General features: G+C 63.0%; 12 protein-coding genes. 1 reads left to right on the top strand and 11 read right to left on the bottom strand.

The genetic code is table 11. From position 1 onward, the window contains the following. The first annotated feature begins 129 nt into the window (after window positions 1–129). Window positions 130–2,145, top strand: coding sequence for an NAD-dependent DNA ligase LigA (ligA, locus tag F6X24_RS14150; RefSeq protein ID WP_151088640.1), 2,016 nt, complete (start codon window positions 130–132; stop codon window positions 2,143–2,145). Window positions 2,146–2,301: 156 nt separating this feature from the next. Here the strand turns inward: ligA and F6X24_RS14155 are convergent, their stop codons facing one another. From F6X24_RS14155 to F6X24_RS14205, 11 genes are all read right to left on the bottom strand, one after another. Next, on the bottom strand, window positions 2,302–3,507 hold the full coding sequence (locus F6X24_RS14155; RefSeq protein ID WP_151088641.1) for a lactonase family protein: 1,206 nt from the start codon (window positions 3,505–3,507) through the stop codon (window positions 2,302–2,304). Window positions 3,508–3,657: 150 nt separating this feature from the next. Further along, entirely contained in the window at window positions 3,658–6,246 is a 2,589-nt protein-coding gene (locus F6X24_RS14160) for a glycosyl hydrolase 115 family protein (RefSeq protein ID WP_229725114.1), read from the bottom strand. Window positions 6,247–6,273: 27 nt separating this feature from the next. Next, window positions 6,274–7,365: an endo-1,4-beta-xylanase gene (locus tag F6X24_RS14165; protein ID WP_151088643.1), complete on the bottom strand. Its 1,092-nt coding sequence runs from the start codon at window positions 7,363–7,365 to the stop codon at window positions 6,274–6,276. A gap of 78 nt (window positions 7,366–7,443) precedes the next feature. Beyond that, the gene (locus F6X24_RS14170; protein ID WP_191906336.1) at window positions 7,444–9,036 is read right to left on the bottom strand and encodes an alpha-N-arabinofuranosidase; all 1,593 of its coding nucleotides are present in this window, start codon (window positions 9,034–9,036) and stop codon (window positions 7,444–7,446) included. A gap of 94 nt (window positions 9,037–9,130) precedes the next feature. Beyond that, complete coding sequence (tkt, locus tag F6X24_RS14175; protein ID WP_151088644.1) at window positions 9,131–11,203, bottom strand: transketolase; 2,073 nt, start codon at window positions 11,201–11,203, stop codon at window positions 9,131–9,133. A gap of 156 nt (window positions 11,204–11,359) precedes the next feature. Beyond that, window positions 11,360–12,676 carry a xylose isomerase gene (gene xylA / locus F6X24_RS14180; protein ID WP_151088645.1) on the bottom strand — a complete coding sequence of 439 codons (1,317 nt, stop codon included), beginning with the start codon at window positions 12,674–12,676 and terminating at the stop codon, window positions 11,360–11,362. Between the two features lie 43 nt (window positions 12,677–12,719). Continuing rightward, a complete protein-coding gene (locus F6X24_RS14185; RefSeq protein WP_151088646.1) occupies window positions 12,720–14,225 on the bottom strand; it encodes a xylulokinase in 1,506 nt (501 codons plus the stop codon). Between the two features lie 76 nt (window positions 14,226–14,301). After that, the gene (locus F6X24_RS14190; protein ID WP_229725115.1) at window positions 14,302–16,269 is read right to left on the bottom strand and encodes a sialate O-acetylesterase; all 1,968 of its coding nucleotides are present in this window, start codon (window positions 16,267–16,269) and stop codon (window positions 14,302–14,304) included. A gap of 10 nt (window positions 16,270–16,279) precedes the next feature. Next, complete coding sequence (locus F6X24_RS14195) at window positions 16,280–17,896, bottom strand: GH35 family beta-galactosidase (protein ID WP_229725116.1); 1,617 nt, start codon at window positions 17,894–17,896, stop codon at window positions 16,280–16,282. Between the two features lie 90 nt (window positions 17,897–17,986). Further along, window positions 17,987–19,747 carry a RagB/SusD family nutrient uptake outer membrane protein gene (locus tag F6X24_RS14200; protein WP_151088648.1) on the bottom strand — a complete coding sequence of 587 codons (1,761 nt, stop codon included), beginning with the start codon at window positions 19,745–19,747 and terminating at the stop codon, window positions 17,987–17,989. A gap of 56 nt (window positions 19,748–19,803) precedes the next feature. Next, window positions 19,804–22,989, bottom strand: coding sequence for a SusC/RagA family TonB-linked outer membrane protein (locus F6X24_RS14205; protein ID WP_151088649.1), 3,186 nt, complete (start codon window positions 22,987–22,989; stop codon window positions 19,804–19,806). Window positions 22,990–23,045: the final 56 nt, after the last annotated feature.

Below are 23,045 nucleotides of genomic sequence, written 5' to 3' on the forward strand. Positions count from 1 at the left end.
CGTCATGCTGACGAAGGAAGCATCTTGGCCGCTTCACCCACCGGACCGGCCAAGCTGCCCCCTTCGTCAGCATGACGTTCTGCTTTGCTCATCTTAGCCTTAGCCCGCGCTGCTTCTCCCCCACCTACTATGGACCCGCAAGCCCGCATCCAGGAGCTGACCCAGCGCCTGCACTACCTCAACACCCAATATTATCAGCACGATATCTCGGAGGTGTCGGACCAGGAGTTTGACCAGCTGCTGGCCGAGCTGAACGAGCTGGAAAAGGCCCACCCTACCCTGGCCCTGCCCAACTCGCCCACCCAGCGCGTGGGCGGCACCATCACCAAGCAATTTGCCACCGCCCAGCACCGCTTTCCCATGCTGAGCCTGGGCAATACGTATTCGGAAGACGACCTGCGCGAGTTTGACGAGCGCGTGCAGCGCGGCCTCGAAGGCGCACCCTACGGCTACGTATGCGAGCAGAAATTCGACGGTGTAGCGATGAGCCTGAGCTACTTAGGTGGCGAGCTGAGCCAGGGCGTGACGCGCGGCGACGGCACCCGCGGCGACGTGGTAACGGCCAACGTGCGCACCATTCGCACGCTGCCGCTGCACCTGCACGGCACGTTTCCGCCCGATGTGGAAGTGCGCGGCGAAGTATTCATGCCCAACCAGGTATTCGACGACCTCAACCAGGAGCGCGAGCAAAACGGCGAGGCCCTGATGGCCAACCCGCGCAACGCGGCCAGCGGCACGCTCAAGCTCCAGGATTCGGCCCTGGTGGCGGCGCGGCGGCTGCGCTTTTATGCTTATTCGGTGCTCACGCCGGGCCGGGGCACCTTCGGCAGCCACAGTGAAACGCTGGAAGCTGCCGCCGCCTGGGGCCTGCCGGTATCGCCTACCTGGCGGCGCTGCGCTACCCTACAGGAGGTGCTCGACTACATTCACGAGTGGCAGCAGCAGCGCTTCACGCTGCCCGTGAATACCGATGGTATCGTGATAAAGGTAGACGACCTGCGCCAGCAGGAGCAGCTGGGCTACACCGCCAAAAGTCCGCGCTGGGCCATTGCTTACAAATACCCCACGGCGGCGGCCCGCACCCGGCTCAACGAGATACTCTACAACGTGGGCCGCACCGGGGCCGTGACGCCGGTAGCGCTGCTCGACCCGGTGCCGCTGGCCGGCACCATCGTGAAGCGCGCCAGCGTGCACAACGCCAACCAGATAGCCCTGCTCGACCTGCGCCTGGGCGATATGGTTTTCGTGGAAAAAGGCGGCGAGATTATCCCCAAAATAACGGGCGTGGACCTGTCGGCCCGCCCGGCCGGGGCCGTGCCGGTGCGCTTTCCGCACGAGTGCCCGGCCTGCGGCACGCCGCTGGTGCGCCCCGAGGGCGAGGCGCACTTCCGCTGCCCCAACGAGCGCGGCTGCCCACCCCAGCGCAAGGCGCGGCTGGAGCACTACGTGTCGCGCAAGGCGCTGAATATCGACGGCCTGGGGGCCGAAACCGTGGGCCGCTTCTTCGACCTGGGCCTGGTAAATACCCCCGCTGATATATATGACCTGCCCCAGCGCCGCGCCGAGCTGGTGGGCCTGGAGCGCCTGGGCGAGAAGTCAATCGACAACCTGATTGCCGGCATCGAGAAAAGCAAAACGGTGCCCTTTGCGCGGGTGCTCTTTGGCCTGGGCATTCGCTACGTGGGCGAAACCGTGGCCCAGAAGCTGGCCCAGCACTACCGCACGATGGCCGCCATCATGGCGGCCTCGGCCGAAGAGCTGGCCGCCGTGCCCGAGGTCGGCGGCGTCATTGCCGACTCGCTGGCCCTGTGGAGCCAGCAGCCCGAAAGCCAGGAGCTGGTAAGCCGCCTGCAGGCGGCCGGCGTGCAGCTCGCCACCACCGGTGAGCCGCCCCAGGCGGTGAGCAACCGCCTCAGCGGGCTAACGTTTGTACTCTCGGGCGTGTTTGAGAACTATAGCCGCGAGCAGCTGCAGGAATTGATTCAGCAGCACGGCGGTAAAATCACGGGCTCTATCTCCAAGAAGCTAAGCTACCTGGTAGCCGGCGACAACATGGGCCCCGCCAAGCGCGAAAAGGCTACTACGCTCAAGGTGCCGATTATCTCGGAGGATGAGCTATTGGCGCTGCTGCCGGCCGCCGACTGATAGCGCGGGGGGCCGCAAGGTAAAAAGAGGTTTCGCAAAGTACCTGCGATGGTTTTTAATCCAGTGAGCGGTTTCGGAATTAATTAAAAATCAATTCCGAAACCGCTCTGAATCCAAACCTTGCGAAACCTCTTTTTACCTTGCGGCCCCTCACCCTCACTTGGTAAAATCGGGCAGTACTTCCAAAAACATGGGCGAAGGCAGGCTTACCGATTCGCCGGTGGGCGAAAGCTTGCCCGACTTGGCATCGATGCGGTAGGTGAAGATGTTATCCGAATTCTGATTGGCAACCAGTAGTATTCGGCCGCTGGGGTCGAGGGCAAAGTTGCGGGGCGTCTGGCCCTGGGTGCTGATGTGCTGCACCAGCGTCAGGCGGCCCGTAACCGGCTCAATCGCAAAGACTGCCAAGCTGTTATCCCCCCGGTTAGACGTATAGAGAAAGCGCCCGTCGGGACTGACGTGCACATCGGCCCCCGAATTTTCTCCCTTGAAGCCGGCCGGCAGCGTCGAGAGCGTCTGCAATTCGGTAAACGTGCCGGTGGTATCATAATCCAGCGCCGTTACGGTCGAGTTCAGCTCATTTTCGAGGTAGGCGAAGTGGCCATTGGGATGAAACGTGAGGTGGCGCGGCCCCGCGCCCGGCCGGGCCAAAAACGCCGGCTTGGCCTGGGGCCGCAGCTGGCCAGTAGTTGCGTTAAACCGGTAGGCATATACCTTATCCGTACCCAGGTCCACGGCAAAGGCGTAGCGATTGACCGGGTCTGTGATAAAACAGTGCGCGTGCGCGTGGTCCTGGTTTTTGTGCGGTCCCAGCGGCGGCTGATGCTGGTCGTTAGCCGAGGCGGGAGCCAGCTTCCCATCGGCTTGCAGTGGCAACACGCTCACACTTCCCCCGCCATAATTGGCTACCAGCACTTCCTTACCCGTGTGGTCGAGGCTGATGTAGCACGGCCCCGCCCCGCGCGAGGGCTGCTGGTTGAGCAGGGCCAAGGCGCCGGTCTGGGCATCGACGGCAAAGGCACTAACGCCACCAGTATTGGCCTGGCCCCGGAAGGTGCCGCTTTCACTCACCGCGTACAAATGGCGGTGCGTGGCATCCATCGTCAGGTAAGTCGGGTGGTCGCCGCCGCGCTGCACGCTTACTGGCGTCAGCGCGCCCGTGGCCGGATGCAGGCGATAGAGATAAATGCTGGCCGCCTGGTCGCCGCCCACATTCGTACCCACGTATACGAGGCTGCCGATAGTAGACGACTCGCCGGAGGTAGTGTCGCGCATGGTGCGGGCGCAGCTGCCCAGCACAGCAACGGCCAGGAAGGCCGCCAGCGGGCGCCCCCAAAGGTGAAAAGCAGTAGTTTTAGTCATAGCGCTGAATGACGGAGAATAGCGCACAAAGATGCTTATCCTCCCCTATATATCTGCGCAAAAAAGCAGTCAGGCCAGCTTTCCCCGGTTGCTGAGCTGGCTGGTCTGGCGATGTAAGCTCGGCAGTATTCGCAGTTAACCAGCAATACTTTACCGACTACCCAAACTGCCTTTCGTAGCTGGCACCGCCACGTTCTGGGGTGGGCCAAGGTAGCTGGCGGGCACGGCACCGGGGCTCACCACCAGCTTTTCGAGCACCACGCCGGGGTCGACGCGCCAGAACCTGAGGACGTGCGGGCCGGCCGCCGCCACGTGGTGCTGCGAGGTTTTAAGGATGATATTACTGGCCACGGCCTGCTCCCAGGGCTTGTTGCCGTTGTCGGGGCTGAGGCCGGTGTGCAGGTTGACGAGCTGCGGCGCTTCGTCGTCAATCGACACGGCGTAGCGCAGGCCGGTGGTATTGGTAAAATCGAGGGTCGGGGCCAGGTAGGCGCTCACTGCTACCGGGCCGGCCTGGGAGAGCGTAATGCGGTAATCGAGATGCGGGGTGTTGCCGCCCGGCGTGGCCGTGGGCGCGGCCGTGGTGGGGATGCTCGTTACGGCTCCCGCCGTGCGGCCCAGGTCGGGCAGGCGCTGCCAGCTTACGCCCCCGCCATTCACGGCCTGCGTGAAGTACTCGGCTTCAATCGACACGTAGTCAGCTTTTTCGGGTGTTACGGCGTTGGTCGTCGGCGCCGGCGCCGTGCCGGCGGCCAGCGTCACCACTTCGGGCATCGTATCGACGGGCGGCTGCTGCCAGTAGGTGTAGCCGATGTGGGTCTGGTCCATCATATGGTTCCACTTGCCCCCGGCCAGGGTATTGTAGCGCCGCGAGATTTCGGCGTCTTTGGCAAACAGCGCCCGGGCTTTTTCGGCCAGCGCATTGGTGTTGGGCTGCTTGGTTTTTGCCGCTTCGCGGTTCAGGGCCACGGTGTAGTACAGCTCGTTGAGGTTGGCGCAGGCCAGCACCGGGTGCAGCACCAGCTCGAAGTAGGCATCGCGGGCCGCGGCCGGCAGCTTTTGGTTGATGGCCTCCGCACGGGTAGCAAGGGTAGTGTAATCGGCTACTACCGTGGCCCATTCGCCGGTAGCCAGGCTGTAGGTAGTGGCATCGAGCAGCTCGGGCTTGCGGCGGGCATTGTACTTGGCATACCTGGCGAGGATATCGGCAATTTCGGCGGCGTATTGGGGGCCAAACTGCTGGGCCGCCCAGCGCTGGGTGTAGGCCGCTACCCCGTCGGCCGGAATGGCTTTCGGGTTCCAGGCCAGGTCGAGGAAGAATGAGATTGGCAGCTCCATCGGCTTGAGGTCGCCCACGTTCACAATCCAGATGCGGTCGGCGCCGTAGTCCTTAGCCAGGCTCATCTGCTCCCGGATGCGCGGCAGCGGGTTGGTATTGAGCCATTTGTAATTACGCGGCCCACCCACGTAATCAAAATGGTAGTAGATGCCGTAGCCGCCGCGCCGGGGCGGGGCGGCTAGCTTGGGCAGCTTGCGAATATTCCCCCAGTTGTCGTCGCAGAGCAGCAGCGTCACGTCGTCGGGCACGCGCATGCCCTTGTCGTAGTAGTCCTGTACTTCCTTATAGAGCGCCCACACCTGGGGCGTCTGGCCGGCGGGCCGGCCAGTAGTCCGGGCGATGATTTTGCGCTGGTCGGCCACTATTTTTTCGAGCAGCGCAATGTTGCTGCCTTCGCTCATGGGCTCGTCGCCGTCGCCGCGCATCCCAATGGTAACCAGGCTTTCGTGCCGGCCCATGTTGCGGATTCCCTGCCGCCAGAACTCACGCAGCGTGCTGTCGTTGGTCTGGTAGTTCCAGGCGCCGTGGCCGTAGCGCTTCCACTCCTGCTGGGCGCGCAGCATAGGCTCGTGGTGCGAAGTGCCCATCACAATCCCGTATTCATCGGCCAGCTGCGGGTCGGCCTTGTCATCGTCGTTGAAGGCATTGCCCCACATGGCGGGCCACAGGTAATTGCCTTTCAAACGCAGAATCAGCTCGAACACATGCTCATACGCCTGGTGATTGATGCCGCCAAACTTTGCCTTCGCCCAACCCGCAAAGGCCGGCGCTTCGTCATTGATAAAAATTCCCCGGTACTTCACCTGCGGCGTGCCCAGCGTGTGGCGGCCGGCGGCCACGTACAGGCTTTTTTGCGGCGGCACGGGCACATCGGCCCACCAGTACCAGGGCGAAACGCCCATCTGCTGCGATAAATCGTACAGACCATATATAGTACCCCGCTTATCGCTGCCGGCCACCACCAGCGCCTGACGCACGCCGGGGAGCGGGTTGGCCACGGGCTGCACCACGAAGGTTTCCCAGCGCCCGGCCAGGCTTTTCACGTCGAGCTTACCGGCTTTTACCAGCTTATCTATCAAGGCGCTATGCCCAATTGTGCCAATAAGCACTACCGGCTGCCGGCCCTGCGGCGGGCTGGTGCGCAGGGCCGGCTTTTGGCCGGTCACGCGCCCGAGGTCGGCCTGCACATCGCGGGCGGCGCGCAGCACGCCGGGCCACTCGCCGGGGCTGGCGTAGAGCGTGGCGGCCCGGCCATTGGCAAAGAGCGGAAAGCTGCCCGCGCTTTCGGTAGCCGAGATATAGCTGGTGCCAACAGGCAGCGCCGCCGGCTGCGCCACGGCCAGCACCGGCAGGAGCAGCAGCGCCAGCGCACCGCGAAGGTGAGTGATGATAGCACGCATACTATTACTATTCAATAAGTTATCCATCTAAAAGTTAACCACTTCGTAGTACGCCGGCTTGGGCTTGAAATTCTCATCGAACAGCAGCGGGTGGTTTTTGCGGCCGGCCACGGGGTAGCTATCGAGCCAGGTGTAGTGGTCGGAGATATTCCAGAAGGTTACGCCGGTCAGGTACTTTACCTCGTCACGGAACACCTTGAAAAACAGCTTGTACTGAGCCGTTTGCTTTTGCTGCATCTCGGGCGTGTAGGCGTCCGACTCGCCGGGGCGCCGGGCGCGGCGGTCCTTTTCCCAGGGGTACACCGACACGTCGAGCTCGGTAATCTGCACCTTCAGCCCCAGCGAAGCGAAGCGCTCGATGGTGGCGCGCAGGTCTTTTTCGGTGGGCTCGACCAGCGACCAGTGCCCCTGTAGCCCTACCGCATCGATGGGCACCTTGGCCTGCTTTAATTTCTTGAGCAGCTGGTAGATGCGCTCGCGCTTGCCGGGGCGCTCGGTGTTGTAGTCGTTGTAAAACAGCACCGCTTGAGGGTCGGCAGCGTGGGCGTAGCGGAAGGCTTCGGCAATAAAATCCTCGCCGCAGATTTTATACCAGTCCGAGTTGCGCAGGAGCTGCGTGCTGTCGTCAGCAACCGCTTCGTTGACCACATCCCAGGCATAAATCTTACCTTTGTAGCGCTTTACCACGGTATCGATGTGGTCGTGCAAGCGCCTGAGCAGCAATTCTTTGCTCACCGGGCTGCCGTCCGCGTTTTTAAACAGCCACCTGGGCGTTTGCTCGTGCCAGCAGAGGTTGTGGCCGCGCACGCGCAGCTGGTGGGCCTGGGCAAAGTCCACGATGGCATCGGCCGGCCCCCAGTTGTAGCGGTTTTCTTCGGGGTGAATGGGGCCCATCTTCATATCGTTCTCCGGCGTCAGGCTGTTGAACTGCCGGAGAATGAGCGCCACCTCGGCCGGGTTTTTCAAGGCCTGCGGCGACACGGCCACGCCGATGGGGAAATAGGCCTGGTAGTAATCTTTGAGGCCCTTTTCGGCGGGCGGGCGCTGGCTGCTGCTAAGGCCGACGGCGCCGGTAAACAGCACACTGGCCAGGGCCAGCCGATACATATTGTTTTTCATATTCTTCAAAAAAGCGTACACTCCGTGCGGAAACGCCACTTTGCGCGTCTCCCTATTCTTTACCAGGCCAGTTAAAGCTTACTTCACTTCCAGCACCACCACCGATTTGGGTGGCATTTCCACGGCCAGCTTATCGCCGCGCTTCCTGGCGCCGCTAAACGTCGCTAACCTGATGTTGTCGGGCTGGTCAAACGTGTTGTAGTCGCTGACTTTCGCCGAGGTCAATATCCTGCCCGTCACGGTTTTCCAGCTCATGCCGGGCAGCGCCATCTCCATTCGGAAGCTATGGCTGGGGTCGAGGTTGACGAGCGACACGTGCACCACGCCGTTCTTATCTTTCGAGGCGGAGGCGTTCAGGGCCGGAATTCTCTCGCCATTCAGCAGGTAGTCGGGGCTGCTGAATTGCAGGGGCAGCAGCTGCGCATCCTGGTGCACCTGGTAGAGGTCGAAGACGTGATAAGTGGGCGTGAGCAGCATCCGCTCTTTATCCGTTAAAATCAAGGCCTGCAGCACGTTCACGGCCTGGGCGAGGTTGGCCCCGCGCACCCGGTCGGCGTGATTATTAAAGATATTGAGGGTGGTGCCGGCCACCAGCGCATCGCGCAGGGTGTTTTGCTGATACAGAAAGCCGGGGTTGGTGCCGGGCTCTACGTCGGTCCACACGCCCCACTCATCCACGAGCAGCGCCACCTTTTTCTGGGGGTCGTACTTGTCCATAATGGCCGCGTGCCTGGTCACTACCGCGTCCATTTTCAGGCAGTTGCGCACCGTGCTGAAATATTGCGCCTCGTCGAAGCCGGTGGCGGGGCCCTTCTTGGACCAGTTGCCGGTGGGCAGCGTGTACTGGTGCAGCGTAATGGCCCACATCTGGTTGAGCGGAATGCGCTTCATGCACGTTTCCGTCCAGTTGGCATCGTCGCCGTTGGCCCCGCTTACCACGTGGCGCAGCGGCGGCGAGCCGGGGTAGTTGTGGGCGAAGGTGGCGTAGCGCTTGTACACATCCGAGTAGTACTCGGGCGTCATGTTGCCGCCGCAGCCCCAGCTTTCGTTGCCAATACCCCAGAGCGTGACGCCGTAGGGCTTGGGGTGGCCGTTTTGGGCGCGCTCGCGGGTCAGGGGCGTATCGGCGCTGGAGTTGAGGTACTCCATCCAGCTGGCCATCTCCTGCACCGTGCCGCTGCCAACGTTGGCCGCCAGGTAGGGCTCGCAGCCGATGAGGCCGCACAGCTCCAGAAACTCGTGGGTGCCGAAGCTGTTGTCCTCCACCGCGTCGCCCCACCACACGTTGAGGCGCGGGGGCCGCTGGGCGGTGGGCCCAATGCCATCGCGCCAGTGGTAGGCGTCGGCGTAGCAGCCGCCGGGCCAGCGCATATTGGGAACGTGGATTTTGCGCAGGGCCTCCACTACGTCCAGGCGCAGGCGGCCCTGCCGGGGCACGTTCAGGCCGGGCTCAACCCAGAAGCCGCCGTAGATGCAGCGCCCGAGGTGCTCGGCAAATTGCCCGTATATATCTTTGCTAATAAACACTTTAGCATCGCCAGCCTGCACCATTACGGGCACCGTGGCCTGGGCCAGGGCGGGCGCTACGGGGGCCATGACAGCGGCGGCCAGCGCAAAGGCCAGCCAGTGCCGACGGCCAGCCGGCCGTCGGAAAAGGGTTGGAAACAACATGAGCGATTAGGTGCGGGTGGTCGGTTATCGAAATGCAGGACTAACAGCAGCGCAGAGCCCGGCAGCCGATAACCGACCGCCCGCAACTCCTCGCTTAGTTGCCCTTGGCTACTACTTGCTTCTCGTCTTCCTGCTCGGGGTGGCCGGCGAGCACGTCTTTGGCCCGCTTCACGACGTTTTCGACGGTGAAGCCAAACTTCTCGAACAGCTCCTCAGCCGGGGCCGACGCGCCGAAGCGGTTCATGGCAATGACGGCGCCTTCGTCGGTGGCATACTTGTGCCAGCCGATGGGCGTGCCAGCCTCAATAGTTACGCGCTTGCGCAGCGTGGGCGGCAGCACCTTTTCGCGGTAGGCTTTATCCTGGTGCTCAAACAGCTCCCAGCTGGGCATACTCACTACGCGGGTAGCGGTGCCTTCCTGCTCCAGCACCTGCTGGGCCTCCATGGCCAGCTTTACTTCCGAGCCGGTGGCAATGAGAATAAGCTGGGGCTGACCACCCTTCGCCTCGCTCAGAATGTAGGCGCCCTTGGCCACGCCTTCGCGGGCCGAGCCCAGCTTGGACTGGTCAAGAATCGGCAATTTCTGGCGCGAGAAGATGAGCACGACCGGCGACTTGGGCGTGGTCATGGCAATGCGCCAGGCCTCGGTGCTTTCGTTGGCATCGGCGGGGCGCAGCACCACAATGTTGGGCACCGTGCGCAGCGCGGTTACGTGCTCAACGGGCTGGTGGGTGGGGCCGTCTTCGCCCAGGCCAATGCTGTCGTGGGTAAACACGAACGTGGCCGTGCTCTCGGCCAGGGCCGTGAGGCGAATGGCTCCGCGCATATAGTCGCTGAACGTCAGGAACGTACCGCCATACGTGCGTAGGCCGCCGTGGTGGGCAATGCCGTTCATCGCCGCGCCCATGGCGTGCTCACGCACGCCAAACCACACGTTGCTGCGCTCGGGGTGCAGGTACTGAAACGAGTCGTCGCCCGACTTATCCATCTCGTTCGACGAGGCCAAATCGGCCGAGCCGCCGAACATGAACGGCACCGATTTCTTGATAACGTCCAGGGCCTTGCCCGATGCCTGGCGGGTGGCCAGCTCGCCGTCGGCGGGCGTGTACACGGGCAGGTCCTTGTCCCAGCCTTCGGGCAGCTGGCCGGCGAAGGAAATCTTAAACATATCCGCTTCGGCCCCAAATGCTTTGGCGTAGGCGGCGAAGTCGGCTTCCCACTGCTTTTGCAGCTCGGCACCTTTCAGGCCGGGCTGGCGCAGGTGCTCATAGACCTCGGCGGGTACCTGAAACGACTGCTCGGGGTCAAAGCCGTAGAACTTCTTGGTAGCCTTCACGTTGTCGGCGCCCAGCGGCGAGCCGTGCGACTTGCTAGTACCCGCCAGCGGCGAGCCGAAGCCGATAATCGTGCGTACGGCGATAATCGAAGGCCGGTCTTTCACCGACTGCGCCACCCGGATGGCGTTCTCAATCTCATCGAGGCTGTTGCCGTCCTGCACGTGCTGGGTGTGCCAGTAGTAGGCATCGAAGCGCTGCATGGCATTTTCAGTGTAGGCGAAGCTGGTGGGGCCATCGAGCGATATCTTATTATCGTCGTAGAGGTAAATCATCTTGCCCAGCTGCAAGTGGCCGGCCAGCGAGGCCGCCTCCGAGGCAATGCCTTCCATCAGGTCGCCGTCGCTCACCAGCACGTAGGTGTAGTGGTCCTGCACCGGCGCGTGGCCCTCTTTGTTGTACAGGGCGCCGAGGTGCGCCTCGGCCATCGCCATGCCCAGGCCGTTGGCGAAGCCCTGGCCGAGCGGGCCGGTGGTCACCTCCACGCCGGGCGTGATGTGCGACTCGGGGTGGCCGGGCGTGCGCGAGTCCATCTGGCGGAACTGCTTCAGGTCGTCCAGCGACAAATCGTAGCCGTAGAGGTGCAACAGACTGTAGAGCAGCGCCGAGCCGTGGCCGGCCGACAGCACGAAACGGTCGCGGTTGGGCCACTTGGGGTCTTGCGGGTTGAAGCGCAGGAAGCGCGACCACAGCACGTAGGCCATGGGGGCGGCGCCCAGCGGCAGGCCGGGGTGGCCCGAGTTGGCCTTCTGCACCATGTCGACAGACAGCAGGCGGATGGTGTTGACGCTCAGTTCGTCAATCGAAACGTTGTTGGGATTAGGGTTGCTCATGGGGAAAGCGAAAAAGATTGGTGGCGCAAAGGAACGCGGCGCAGACTGCCCGAGCCGTGTTCCCCTACATATTTTTCGCATGGCAGTAGCGTGGACGCTGGGAGTCCGCGCGTAGGTCGTTCCCACGCGCGGACTCCCAGCGTCCACGCTACCTGGTTAGATGTACTGGTTGATGAGGCTTTCGAGCCACTCCTGCTTGCCGCTGCGGGGCGTGGGCTCGCCGTGCTCGTGCGCGATTTTGCGCAGGTCTTCCAGCGTGAGGCGGCCCTGGGCGAAATCGGCCCCGTGGCCCGTATCAAACGAGGCGTAGCGCTCGGTGCGAAACTTCCGGTAGCCGGACTTGGTCAGGATATTATCGGCCGTTACCAGGGCGCGGGCAAACGTGTCCATGCCCGAGATGTGGGCCACGAAAATATCCTCCAGGTCGGTCGAGTTGCGGCGGGTTTTGGCGTCGAAGTTGATGCCGCCGTGCCGGAAGCCGCCGTGCTCCAGGATGATGAGCATGCTCTCGGTCAGCTCGTTGAGGTTGTTCGGGAACTGGTCGGTGTCCCAGCCGTTCTGGTAGTCGCCCCGGTTGGCATCCATCGAGCCCAGCATATCAGCATCGGCGGCTACTTGCAGCTCGTGCTGGAAGGTGTGGCCGGCCAGCGTGGCGTGGTTCACTTCCAGGTTGAGCATAAAGTCTTTATCCAGGCCGTGCTCCTTCAAAAAGCCGATAACGGTGGCCGCGTCGAAGTCATACTGGTGCTTGGTGGGCTCGGCCGGCTTGGGCTCGATAAAGAACTTGCCTTTAAAGCCCTGCTTACGGGCGTAGTCGCGTGCCATCGTCAGGAACTTAGCCATGTTGGCCTGCTCGCGCTTCATATCGGTGTTGAGCAGGGTCATGTAGCCCTCGCGGCCACCCCAGAACACGTAGTTTTCGCCGCCCAGCGCGATGGTCGCGTCGATGGCATTCTTCACCTGGGTGCCGGCGTGGGCCACCACCGCAAAGTCGGGGTTGGTGCTGGCGCCGTTCATGTAGCGCGGGTTCGAGAACACGTTGGCCGTGCCCCACAGCAGCTTCACGCCGGTCTCCTGCTGGTGCTGCCGGGCATAGTCCACGATGGTGCTCAGGTTGCTTTCGTACTCGCGCAGCGAGCTGCCCTCCTCCACCAGGTCAATGTCGTGAAAGCAATAGTAAGGCGTGCCGAGCTTGGTAAAGAACTCAAACGCCGCGTCCATCTTGTCTTTGGCGCGGCCGATAATTTCGGGGTGCGCGTCCCAGGCAAACTTCTTGGTGCCGGGGCCAAACGGGTCGCCGCCCGTGCCCACGAAGGTGTGCCAGTAGGCCGTAGCGAAGCGCAGATGCTCCTTCATGGTTTTGCCGGCCACCACGCGGCTTTCGTCGTACCACTTAAAGGCCAGGTGGTTGTCAGAGTCGCGGCCTTCGTACTTTATCTTGTCAATGCCTTTAAAAAATTCCTGGTTAGCCATGAGCTGAAGGATGTTAGGGTAGTTGGAAAGTTGATAATTTGGTTTACGCCAGCAGCAATTCCGCCGGCCTGGTTTCGCGGGCCAGCAGCGTCTGCCAGTCCGAGTACGTCTGCTGGTACTGCGCCTGCAGGGCGGGCGTGGGCTCGACGGTGCTGATGCGCACCAAGCCAGTGAATGCTTCGGCTGCACTGGCATAAATGCCGGCCCCGATGCCCGCGCCGCGCGCCGCGCCCTGCGCCGCGTCGGTGTCGTAGAGCTCCAGCGTCAGGTTGCCGCAGTTCACGAAAGCCTCGCGGAAAACCGGGCTCAGAAACATGTTGGCGTGGCCGGCGCGCACTTTCTGCACCTGCACGCCCGAGGCGCGCATGATGTCCATGCCGTAGTTCAGGGCGTACACGATACCCTCCTGGGCGGCGCGTAATATATGATTTTTACTATGTATATTAAATTGCAGGCCGTGCAGCCCGGCGGCGGCCGGCCGGTTTTCGAGAATGCGCTCGGCCCCGTTGCCGAAGGGCAAAAAAAGCAGGCCCGCCGCCCCTACCGGAGCCTGGGCGGCCAGCGCATTCAGCTGCTCGTAGGGCAGGTCGCCCACGAGTTTGCGCAGCCAGCTATTGAGAATACCCGTGCCGTTGAGGCACATCAGCACGCCGTTTTTGGGCTGCTCGCGGGTGCTGTTGACGTGCACAAACGAGTTGACGCGCGAGCGCGGGTCAGCAGTGGTGGTTTCGTTGATGCCGTACACCACGCCGCTGGTGCCGCCGGTGGCGGCTACTTCGCCCGCGTTCAATACATTGAGCGAGAAGGCATTATTGGGCTGGTCGCCGGCGCGGTAGCTGATAGGCGTGCCCGCCGCCAGGCCCAGCGCCCGGGCGGCCTCGGCGGTGAGCCGGCCCTGCACGGCAAAGGTATCGACCACCTCGGGCAGCAGGTCGGCGCTGATGCCGTAATAGTCGAGCAGCTCCTGGGCAATAGCCTGCCGCTTGAAATTCCAGAATATGCCTTCCGACAAGCCCGAAACCGTGGTTTGCAGCTGGCCCGTGAGTTGGTAGGCGAGGTAATCGCCGGGCAGCTGAATCTTATGGATTCGGGCGTAAATCTCCGGCTCGTTCTCGCGCACCCACTTCAGCTTGGAAGCCGTGAAGTTGCCGGGCGAATTCAGGAAGTTTGCCAGGCAGAACTCCTCTCCCAGCCCGGCAAAAGCCTGGTTGCCGATTTCCACGGCGCGGCTGTCGCACCAGATAATGGCGGGGCGCAAAACGCGGCCGGCCTGGTCGAGCAGCACCAGCCCGTGCATCTGGTAGGTGATGCCGATACCGGCCAGCAGCGTGGCATCGAAGCCGTAGGCGGCCCTGAGCTGATGGGTGGCATTGATAACTTCCTGCCACCAGCGCTCGGGGCGCTGCTCGGCCCAGCCGGGCTGGGGCACGGCGATTTCCATCTCGGTGTGGGGCGAGGTCACGGCCGCCACGCACCGGCCGGTAGCGATGTCGAGCAGCGAAGCTTTGATGGAAGAGCTACCGATATCGTAGCCGAGGAGGTATTTCATAAGGCAGAGCAACAGCCGGGGCCGCGCCGGAATGGCTAGCGCGAAAGCGGGGATAACTGGTATAAAACGGGCTAACTCAAAAATCGTCGGTGCGGAAGGTGGAAGCCGGCAAGCCCTCTTTATTGTACAGATTGGCTCCTTCCGGATTGTCGGCCCAGGCGTAGCGCACGGCTACCGGAGCGGCTACCTGGTCGCTCCAGACGACCACTTTATCACCTACCACCCGCGCCTGGGCCGGCACAAACTTATGGTCGGCGCCGGCTATGGTGAAGCCCGCCAGCGGACCACCGCCTTTGGCTATCATACCACTGCCAACGCTGGAAAAGCTCAGGGTAACCTTGTTACCCTTGGCCCGCATGGCCTGATAAAGCGGACCGGAAGCCACGACTTTAGCATCGCCGTAGGCCACCTTCTCGGCCGCTAGCGCCAGGCGATGGCCCACGGTCTGCTTGTCGAGGGGATGAATATCGTTCCACTCGCCCACGTCCGAAATGACGGCCAGGCCGGTGTGGGGCAAGGCCAGCAGGCGGCGCTGCGCATCGCGTACCAGGGCCTGGTTGCTTTCGCCGGGCTCCTTTTTGGCGGCGTTGATATTGGCCAGCTGCACGAGCAAAAACGGCAAGTCGGGCCGCCCGAAGTGAGCGCGCCAATCGTTGACGAGGCTCGTGGTCAGGGCCTGGTAGTCGGCCGGGTGGCCGGTATTCGATTCGCCCTGGTACCACAGCACGCCCCTGATGGCATAGGGGAGCACGGGGGCCACCAGGCCGTTGTAGAGCCCGCCCGGCTGGTACTGAAAGGTAGTGGTGCCGGGGGTAGGCGGCACGGCCGCGCCCAGCTTGTACTGCCAGGGCCCGCGCAAATCGAGCACCTGGCCGCCGGCCGTGAGCTGGTATTTTTTATCGGGGGTGAAGCCACCGCGCCCCCCGTTGCTGATGAGGCGCACCATCACTACGTTTTTGCCCGGCTTAAGCACGCCGGGCCCAAAATCATATTTGCGGGGCGGATAGCGGTAGGCGGTGGTGCCCACCAGCTGCCCATTAATATAGGTGGAGTCGGCGTCGACGAGGGTACCCAGCTCCAGGCGGGCCGCTTTGCCCGTCATGCTGGCCGGCACCTCTATTTCCTTACGAAACCAGAGTACGCCATTGACCGGGCCGAGCGGGGTCTGGTCGGCCCACTCGCCGGGCACGGTCATCGTAGCCCAGCCGCTGGCGTCGTAGCCGGGGCTGTACCACTTTGGCTGGCCCGGTGCTTCGCCCTGGTCGGCCTGGTGCAGGCGCTGGTACCAGGCCCCGACGGCCGCGCCTTCGCGCTGCCTGGTGCCAGCTACCAGGGCGCTATCCTGGTAGGGCGCGCTTTGCTGCGCATACCTGGGAAACTGCTTGAGTGCGTCGGCGCTAAGCCAGGCTTCGGCCGGCGAGCCACCCACGGCGTTCTTTATCAGCCCCACGGGCACCTGGTAGCGGGCGTTGATTTCCTTGGCGAAGAAATAGCCCACGGCCGAGAAGTTGAGCACGGTTTCGGGGGTGGCGGCCACCCAGCTGCCGCCCGTCACATCGGCCCTGGGGCCGGTGAAGGCATAGCGCATGGGCACGTCGAACTGCCGGATGCGCGGGTTGGCGGCCTGGGCAATTACCTCGGGGTATTTGTCGCGCACGCGGCGCATGGGCAGCTCCATGTTCGACTGGCCCGAGCAGAGCCAGACGTCGCCCACCAGCACGTCTTGCAGCGTGAGGCGGTTGCTGGCCGTGATAGCAAGCGTGTAGGGGCCGCCGGCTTTCATAGCTGGCAGCAGCACGTGCCATTGGCCATCGGCGCTAGTGGTGGCGCGGTAGGTTTTGCCCTGAAAAGTCACGGCCACCGGCTCGCCCGCTTTGGCCCAGCCCCAGATGCGCACCGGCGTCTCGCGCTGCAGCACCATGCCGCTGCTTACCAGGCGCGGCAGGCGCACCTGGGCGTGGGCGACCGGGGCGGCCAGCAGGCAGCCGCTCAGCCAGGCCAGCCAGCCGGGCCGGAGCATTCCAGCAGAAAGAATACGGGTCATGCGCCGGGTCTTAATAGGTGTAGATTTTTACGTGTTGAATCATATACTCATTGCCGGGCACGCGCACGTGGCGGCCCTGGTGGTCCTCGTCGCCGTTCAGGCGGCGGCCGGGCACCCACTTCTCGCCTTCAAAGCGGCCTTCCTCCACGCTCAGGTAGCCGGCGCGCTTACCGCTGGCAAGGGGCTCGCAGGTGAGTACGAGGCCGGTCCCGACCAGGTAAAACTCGTCGGGGCCTACCGCGATGAGCAGGCCGCCGCCCGGCGTCCAGTCGGGCTTTTTGGCACCCAGCGACCAGCCCAGCGTGTACTCATGCCGGGCCGAGAAGCGGTAGTTGCCCAGCGTGGCGGTGCGGGCGGCCGAGTCTTTCTGCACCAGAAAGCCGCGCACCTGCCCGGCGGGCTGGTGCCGCGCCAGCAAAAAGCTTACCTGCTGCAGCAGCTCATAGGCTTTGCCGATGGGCGCGCCCTTGAGCGTATCGCTACCCTCAATAGCGAAAGGCGAGAACGACAGGCAGTTGTAGTTGCCAAAGGCAAAAAACGCCTTGGCCGCCACCCCGTCCTCAAAGCGGATTTCGGGGATAAAAAGCGGGTTGCCGCCGCGCGTGTACAGGTCGCACCAGTGCTTAAAATCGGGGTTGTAGAAGTCGGGAGCCAAGATATCGATGGCCGGGGCAGCGGCCTGCCACACGTCCATGAGGTGGGGCAGCGGGCCGGCGCTGGGGTACTTGCCCGGCGGCACGCCCGGCCGGTTGAGGGCCGCATTCACGTACATGGGCAAGGGGTAGGCGGCTTTGCCGGCGACGGCTACGGCGTTGGTATACACGGCGTAGTGCCAGGCCATAAAAATCTCGTCGGTGGCCGGGCTTTTGCCAAACACCTCTTCCCAGGTGCCGGTAGTTTTGGCGCCCTGCCGCTGCCAGATGGCCGCAAGCTCGGGCTTTAAGCTGTTGCGCTCGCGCTGCATATAGGCAAGCAGCGGGGCGGGCACGGGCTGCCGGAACGCTGCATTGGCGCGGGCATCGTAGCTGCGGGCGGTGGGCAGCATGCCAATCTCATTCTCGACCTGCACGGTTAGCACGGTATGCTGCTGGTCGTCGGTAGCTTTCAGGTGCTGCATCAACTGCCCGAAGGCCCGGCGGTCGGCCTCCAGGTTGCGGGGCTCGAAGGGCGTCAGGATTTCCTGCGGCACCCCGTTGTCACTTTCCGCGCGCGGGAAACGCCTGGTATCGGTTTTTACCCAGGCGGGCGCGTAGCACGACATGCTGTTTTTCCAGGCCCCGAACCAGAGAAGTACCAGCTTCAGGTGGTACTGGCGGGCATCGCGCAGCAGGCCATCAACCAGCGTAAAATCGAACTTGCCCTCGGCCGGCTCCAGCAGCTCCCAGTAGACCGGCGCAATCACCGTGTTCAGGTGCATGGCCTTCAGGCGGGGCCACACGGGCTGCATATAGGCTGTGCTCGAAGCCGCGGAGTTGCCCAGCTCGCCGCCCAGCACGAAATACGGCTTGCCATCGACCAGCAGCTGCGTACCCGAACCGGTTTTCACGAGCCGGGGCAGGCCGCTTTGGGCCTGCGCGCTCAGCACGCCCCACCAAAGCAGGCAAACCAGAAAGAACTTGCTTGTCAAAATATTCAGCCGGCTAAGTAGTCGATAAAGCTGGGCGGGCCAGCGAAAAGGGCGGCCGGACCGCGGTGGTCCGGCCGCTGCTTAATCGCGTTAGTAACCCGGATTCTGGGTGATTTTGCCGCTGGTACGGTCAACCTCAGTTTGCGGAATGGGCCGCAGCACGTGGAAGTCCTTAATGTTGATAGCGGCGTTGGAGCCATACACGCCGCCTTTGGTAAAGCCGGTGGTAACGGCCGTCAGCGGGGGCGAATAGCTGGTATTGCGCTCCCGCACCAGCAGCTGGCCGGTGCGCTTGAGGTCGTACCAGCGCGTGAACTCCCCGCACAGCTCGCGGGTGCGCTCGTTGAGGATGAAGTCGAGGGTTACCTGAGCGGCGGTGATGTCCATCGCCGCCTTTTTGCCGCTGGCAGCGGCGCGCTCCCGCACCACGTTGAGGTACGTGGCGGCCTGGGCTGCATTCCCCAGGTAGTAATACGCCTCGGCCGCTATCAGGTACGTTTCGGCCAGGCGGTAGATGATGTTGGGCCGGGTCGAAAAGCCGTTGACAGAGGTACGGCTGCGCGAGTCAAACTTGTTGAGGGTCGGGAAGTACTCGGTGGTGTACTGGCTGGGAGTTATTACCACGTACGGCACGGGCTGGCGGGCGGCAATCTGGGCCAGCTTGGCGGCCGATAATTCCCGGCCGGGGTACCAGGCGGCGGTGTCGCCGGCTACTGCCTTGGTGCTGCCGGCGTTGCCGCCGGGCGAGTTTACCAGGTACACCGTCGTAAACCACTTGTTGTAGCGCGCGTCGGTGGTGCGCAGCTGCGCGCCCGACTCCAGGGCGTTGCCATTGGCATCGCGCAGGATGTAGGAATCTTCCAGATAGTGCGTGACGCAGTGCCGGGCAAACGGCCGGCCGTTGTTAACGTCGCGCACCATGTTGGGCAGCTTGTCGTAGCGGCTGCGGTACTGGAAGCCCAGCACGTTTTCCCCGCCAAACGTGAAGCCGTCGATGCGATTAAAGGTTGCGTCGCCGCTGAACTGCACGTTCATGATAACCTCCTTGCCATTCTCGTTGCCTTCGGCAAACACGGTGGCGGGGTCCGTTTCCAGGCCCAGGCCGTAGCGGCCCTGGTTGTCAATCAGCTCCTTGGCATACTTGGCGGCATTGGTGTAGTCGTCGCTTTGCTTGGCCGAGGAGGTAGCGCGGGTCAGGTACACTTTGGCCAGCAGGTGCAGGGCCGTGGCGCGCGTTACGCGGCCGGGCTGGGCAGGCTTGTCGGCAATGGTGCCCAGGGCATCGGTCAGGTCCTTGATAATCTGGGTGTACACATCGGCCAGCGGGGCCCGCGTGATGTCCTTGGTGGGCGAGTCCACGAAGCTCAGCATCAGGGGCACGTCGCCGAAATCCTGCACCAGCACGAAGTAGTACTGCGCCCGCAGCAGCTTGGTTTCGGCCACCAGCTGCGTAATGCGGGCCGGCGTCAGCCCCTGCACCGTGGCCGAGTACTGCAACACGCCGTTGGCGGTGTTGATGGCCGAGTAGCACGTGCTCCAGATAAAGGAGTGCGAGCCATCGTTGACCGGGGTCAGGGCCGAGGGGTCGTAGTCGCTCAGGCCACTGCTGGCCGTGATGCCGTTGGTCCACTGGTCGGTGCCGGCCTCGGTGGTAAAGGTCGAGGCATCGTTGCCATAAACCTGGCGCAGGGCCGAGTATACGCCCGTTACGCCCGCCTCTACCCCCTGCGAGGTGCTCAGGAAGGAGGGCGTCAGGATGGAGGTCGGGTTTTCGTCCAGAATGTCCTTTTTGCAGCCGCCGGAGGCCAGCAGCAAGGACGCTCCAATGCTTACTAATACTATCTTTTTCATATATAGATGGCGCGGGGCGCCGGAAAAACGAGTGGGTGAGAAAAGGGGCCGGCAGATTAGAAGCCCAGGTTGACGCCGACAATAAAGGCGCGCGTCACGGGGTAGTTGGCCCCAACGCCGGCCAGGCCGGCCGAGCTGCTGTTGGGGTTGCCGCCCGTAAACTCGATACCGCCCGCCGTACCCACGTTTGCGGCGTTGAAGCGGCTGGAGTACGAGAGCGCGTCGGGGTCGATGGCCTTGTTGTCCTTAAAGAAAGGGTCTCGGGCCCAGATGAGCGGGTTCTGAACCTGCACGTAGATGCGGGCGCTGCTCATGAAGGCCGACTTGGCCCAGGCCGCCGGGATGGTATAGCCCAGGTCGATGCTCCGGACTTTAATAAACGTGCCGTCGCGGTAAGCCAGGGTCTGGCCGTAGGTAGGCCATTCGTTGGCGCGGGCCGACTGGTCGGGCTCGGGGTAGGTATTGCTGGGGTTGGTGGGGGTCCAGTAATCGAGGTTTACCTGGTTGCGGCGGCCGGTGTTGGTGGTGAAGTAGGCGGGCCCGAACAGCGTCGGGTCAACCACGGTGGCTCCTACGCGGGTGAGCGCCACGGCCGTGAGGTCGAAGCCCTTGAAGCGGAAGCGGTTGGTGAGGCCGGCCTCAAACTTGGGCTGGCGCGAGCCGATAACCACGCGGTCGCTGGCGTTGATAACGCCGTCGCCGTTGGTGTCCTGAATCTTAATCTGGCCGGGCTTCGAGTTGTACTTCTTGGCCTGGTCGGCCTCGGAGGTCTGCCAGATACCCAGGTTTTTGTAGTCGTAGATAACGTAGAGCGGCTGGCCGATAAAGCGCTGGTTGCCCACGTCGCTCAGCTCGTTGCCGTTGGCATCGGTGCCCAGGCCCAGCGACAAAATCTTTTCCCGGTTCAGGGTGAAGTTCCAGTCGGTGTTCCATTCAAAGCCATCCGGGTTTTTGGGCCGAATATTCACCGTCGTCAGCGAGATTTCGAGGCCCCGGTTCTGGGTCTGGCCGGCATTGCGAATGAAAGAGGTGTAACCGCTGGCGGCGGGCAGGGCATCGGGCAGCAGCAGGTCGCTGGTGCGCTGCTGGTACACCTCTACGCTACCCGTGATGCGGTTTTGCAGAAAGCCGAAATCGAGGCCGAAGTTGGTGGTAGTAGTGTATTCCCAGCCCAGGTTCGGGTTCGGGATGCCAGTAGGCACTACGCCGATGGCGCCGGTCGAGCCGTAGTTGTAGTAGCCCGACCCAATGCCGGCCGACAGCAGGCCCAGCGTCTGGTAGGGGTTCACGGCGGTGCTGCCCACGCGGCCCAGGCTGGCGCGCAGCTTCAGGGTGCTGAGCCAGTCTTTACCCTGCATAAAGCTTTCATTGGCAATGTTCCAGGCGAGGGCCCCCGAGGGAAACGCCTTGTACTTGTTGCCCGGCGCCAGGCGCGACGAGCCATCGGCGCGCACGGTCACGGTGGCCGAGTAGCGGTTGTCGTAGGCGTAGTTCAGGCGGGCCATGTAGGAGAGAATGTCCCACTGCTGCGCGGTGCTGGTGGTCGAAACGGGCGTGCCGGCGCCCATGTTGTTGTCGAGCTGGTAGTTGGTGGGCAGGTTGCGCACCGAGGCATAGAAGCCATCGTAGTTGTACTGCTGGGCGCTGTAGAGGCCGGTAAAGCCAATCGTATGCTTGCCAAAGGTGTTGTTATAGAGCAGCAGGTTTTCGGCCAGCAGGTTGAAAGCCAGGTTGGTAGAGCGCTGAGCGGTGCTGGGTCCGCCGCCGTTCTGGGGGGTATTGGAGGCGTAGAACTGGCCATTGTTTTCCGAGCGCGCATCCAGCCCCAGGTTCAGGCGGTAGTCCAGCCCTTTCAGGATATTCACCTGGCCGTAGAGGCTGTTGAAGGTACGCAGGCGGCGGTTCTGGTCTTTGTGCGCGTCTTGGGTATAAAGCGTCAGCGGGTTAGCACCCGCCGTATCCGTGTTCGGAAACAGCACGGGCAGGCCGTTAGCATCATAGGCCGAAGCCAGCGGACTGGTCGTCAGAATCTGGTAGAGGATGTTGATGTCCGGGTCGTCGGCCACGGTGTAGGTATTGAGCGAGTTCACGCCCACCTTGATGCGCTTGCCAATCTGCTGGTCGAGCGTTGCCCGCAGCGAGTAGCGCTGAAAGCGCTGCACCGGCACAATGCCCGACTCGTCGTAGTAGCCCAGCGAAGCCGAGTACTGCGTCTGGTCGGTGCCGCCGCTCACGCCCAGCACGTGGTTCTGGATGTGGCCGTTCTGGAAAAGCAGGCTCTGGTAGTCGGTTGTTTTGCCGGCCGCGTAGTTGGCCCGCTCGTCGGTAGTCAGAAAGCTGGGGTTCGACGGGTCGAAGTTCGGGTTCTGGGCCTTGTAGGCTTCGAGCTTGTAGTTGTAGTACTGCTGACCGTTTTGCAGGTCGTAGCGGCCATAGAGCTTTTTCAGACCCGCGTAGCCGCTGTAGGTGGCGCGGGGCGCGCCGCTTTTGCCGTGCCGGGTCGTGATGAGGATAATGCCGTTAGCCCCGCGCGAGCCATAGATGGCGGTCGCGCTGGCATCCTTGAGCACTTCGAGCGAGGTAATGTCGTCGGGGTTCAGGTCGTTGAGGCTGCCATCGTAGGGCACCCCGTCAACCACCAGCAGCGGGTCGTTGGAGCCCGAGATGGAGCGGTTGCCCCGGATGCGGATAACCGGCGACTGCCCCGGCGTGGTGCTGGAGCTGGAAACGGTGATACCGGCGGCGCGGCCCTGCAGGGCCTGGCCCACGTTGGCCACCGGCACGTCGCGCAGCTGCTCGTCGCTCACCGTCGAGATGGCGCCCGTTACCTGGCTTTTCTTCTGGGTGCCGTAGCCCACAATCTGCACCTCATTCAGGGCCTGGGTTTCGGGTACCAGCTGCTGGCTCAGGCTGGTGCGCTTGCCCACGGCAATCTCCAGCTTGGTGAAACCCACCGAGCTGAATACCAGGATGCTGTTATCGTCGGGCACGGTCACGTTGTAGTTGCCGTTTACGTCGGTGGTAGCCCCGGTGGTAGTGCCTTTTACCACTACCGTCACACCGGGCAGGCCTTCGCCGTTGTCGGAAGTGATTTTGCCGGTAACGGTGTGGGCACCAGCTACCTGGGCATAGGCTACCTGTGGTGCCAGCGGAGCGAGGCTGCCGCTGAGCAGCAGCATGGGCACCAGGCGCGACCATTTCCAGCCCTTCGGTGGGCAAGAAGTGCGTATGCGTGTGTTCATGGGCGGGAAAAATGAAAAGTGAAAAGTTTATTTTGTAGCTGGCGGCCGGTGCTTGC

This window comes from Hymenobacter baengnokdamensis, from assembly GCF_008728635.1.
GTDB classification, from domain to species: Bacteria; Bacteroidota; Bacteroidia; order Cytophagales; family Hymenobacteraceae; genus Hymenobacter; species Hymenobacter baengnokdamensis.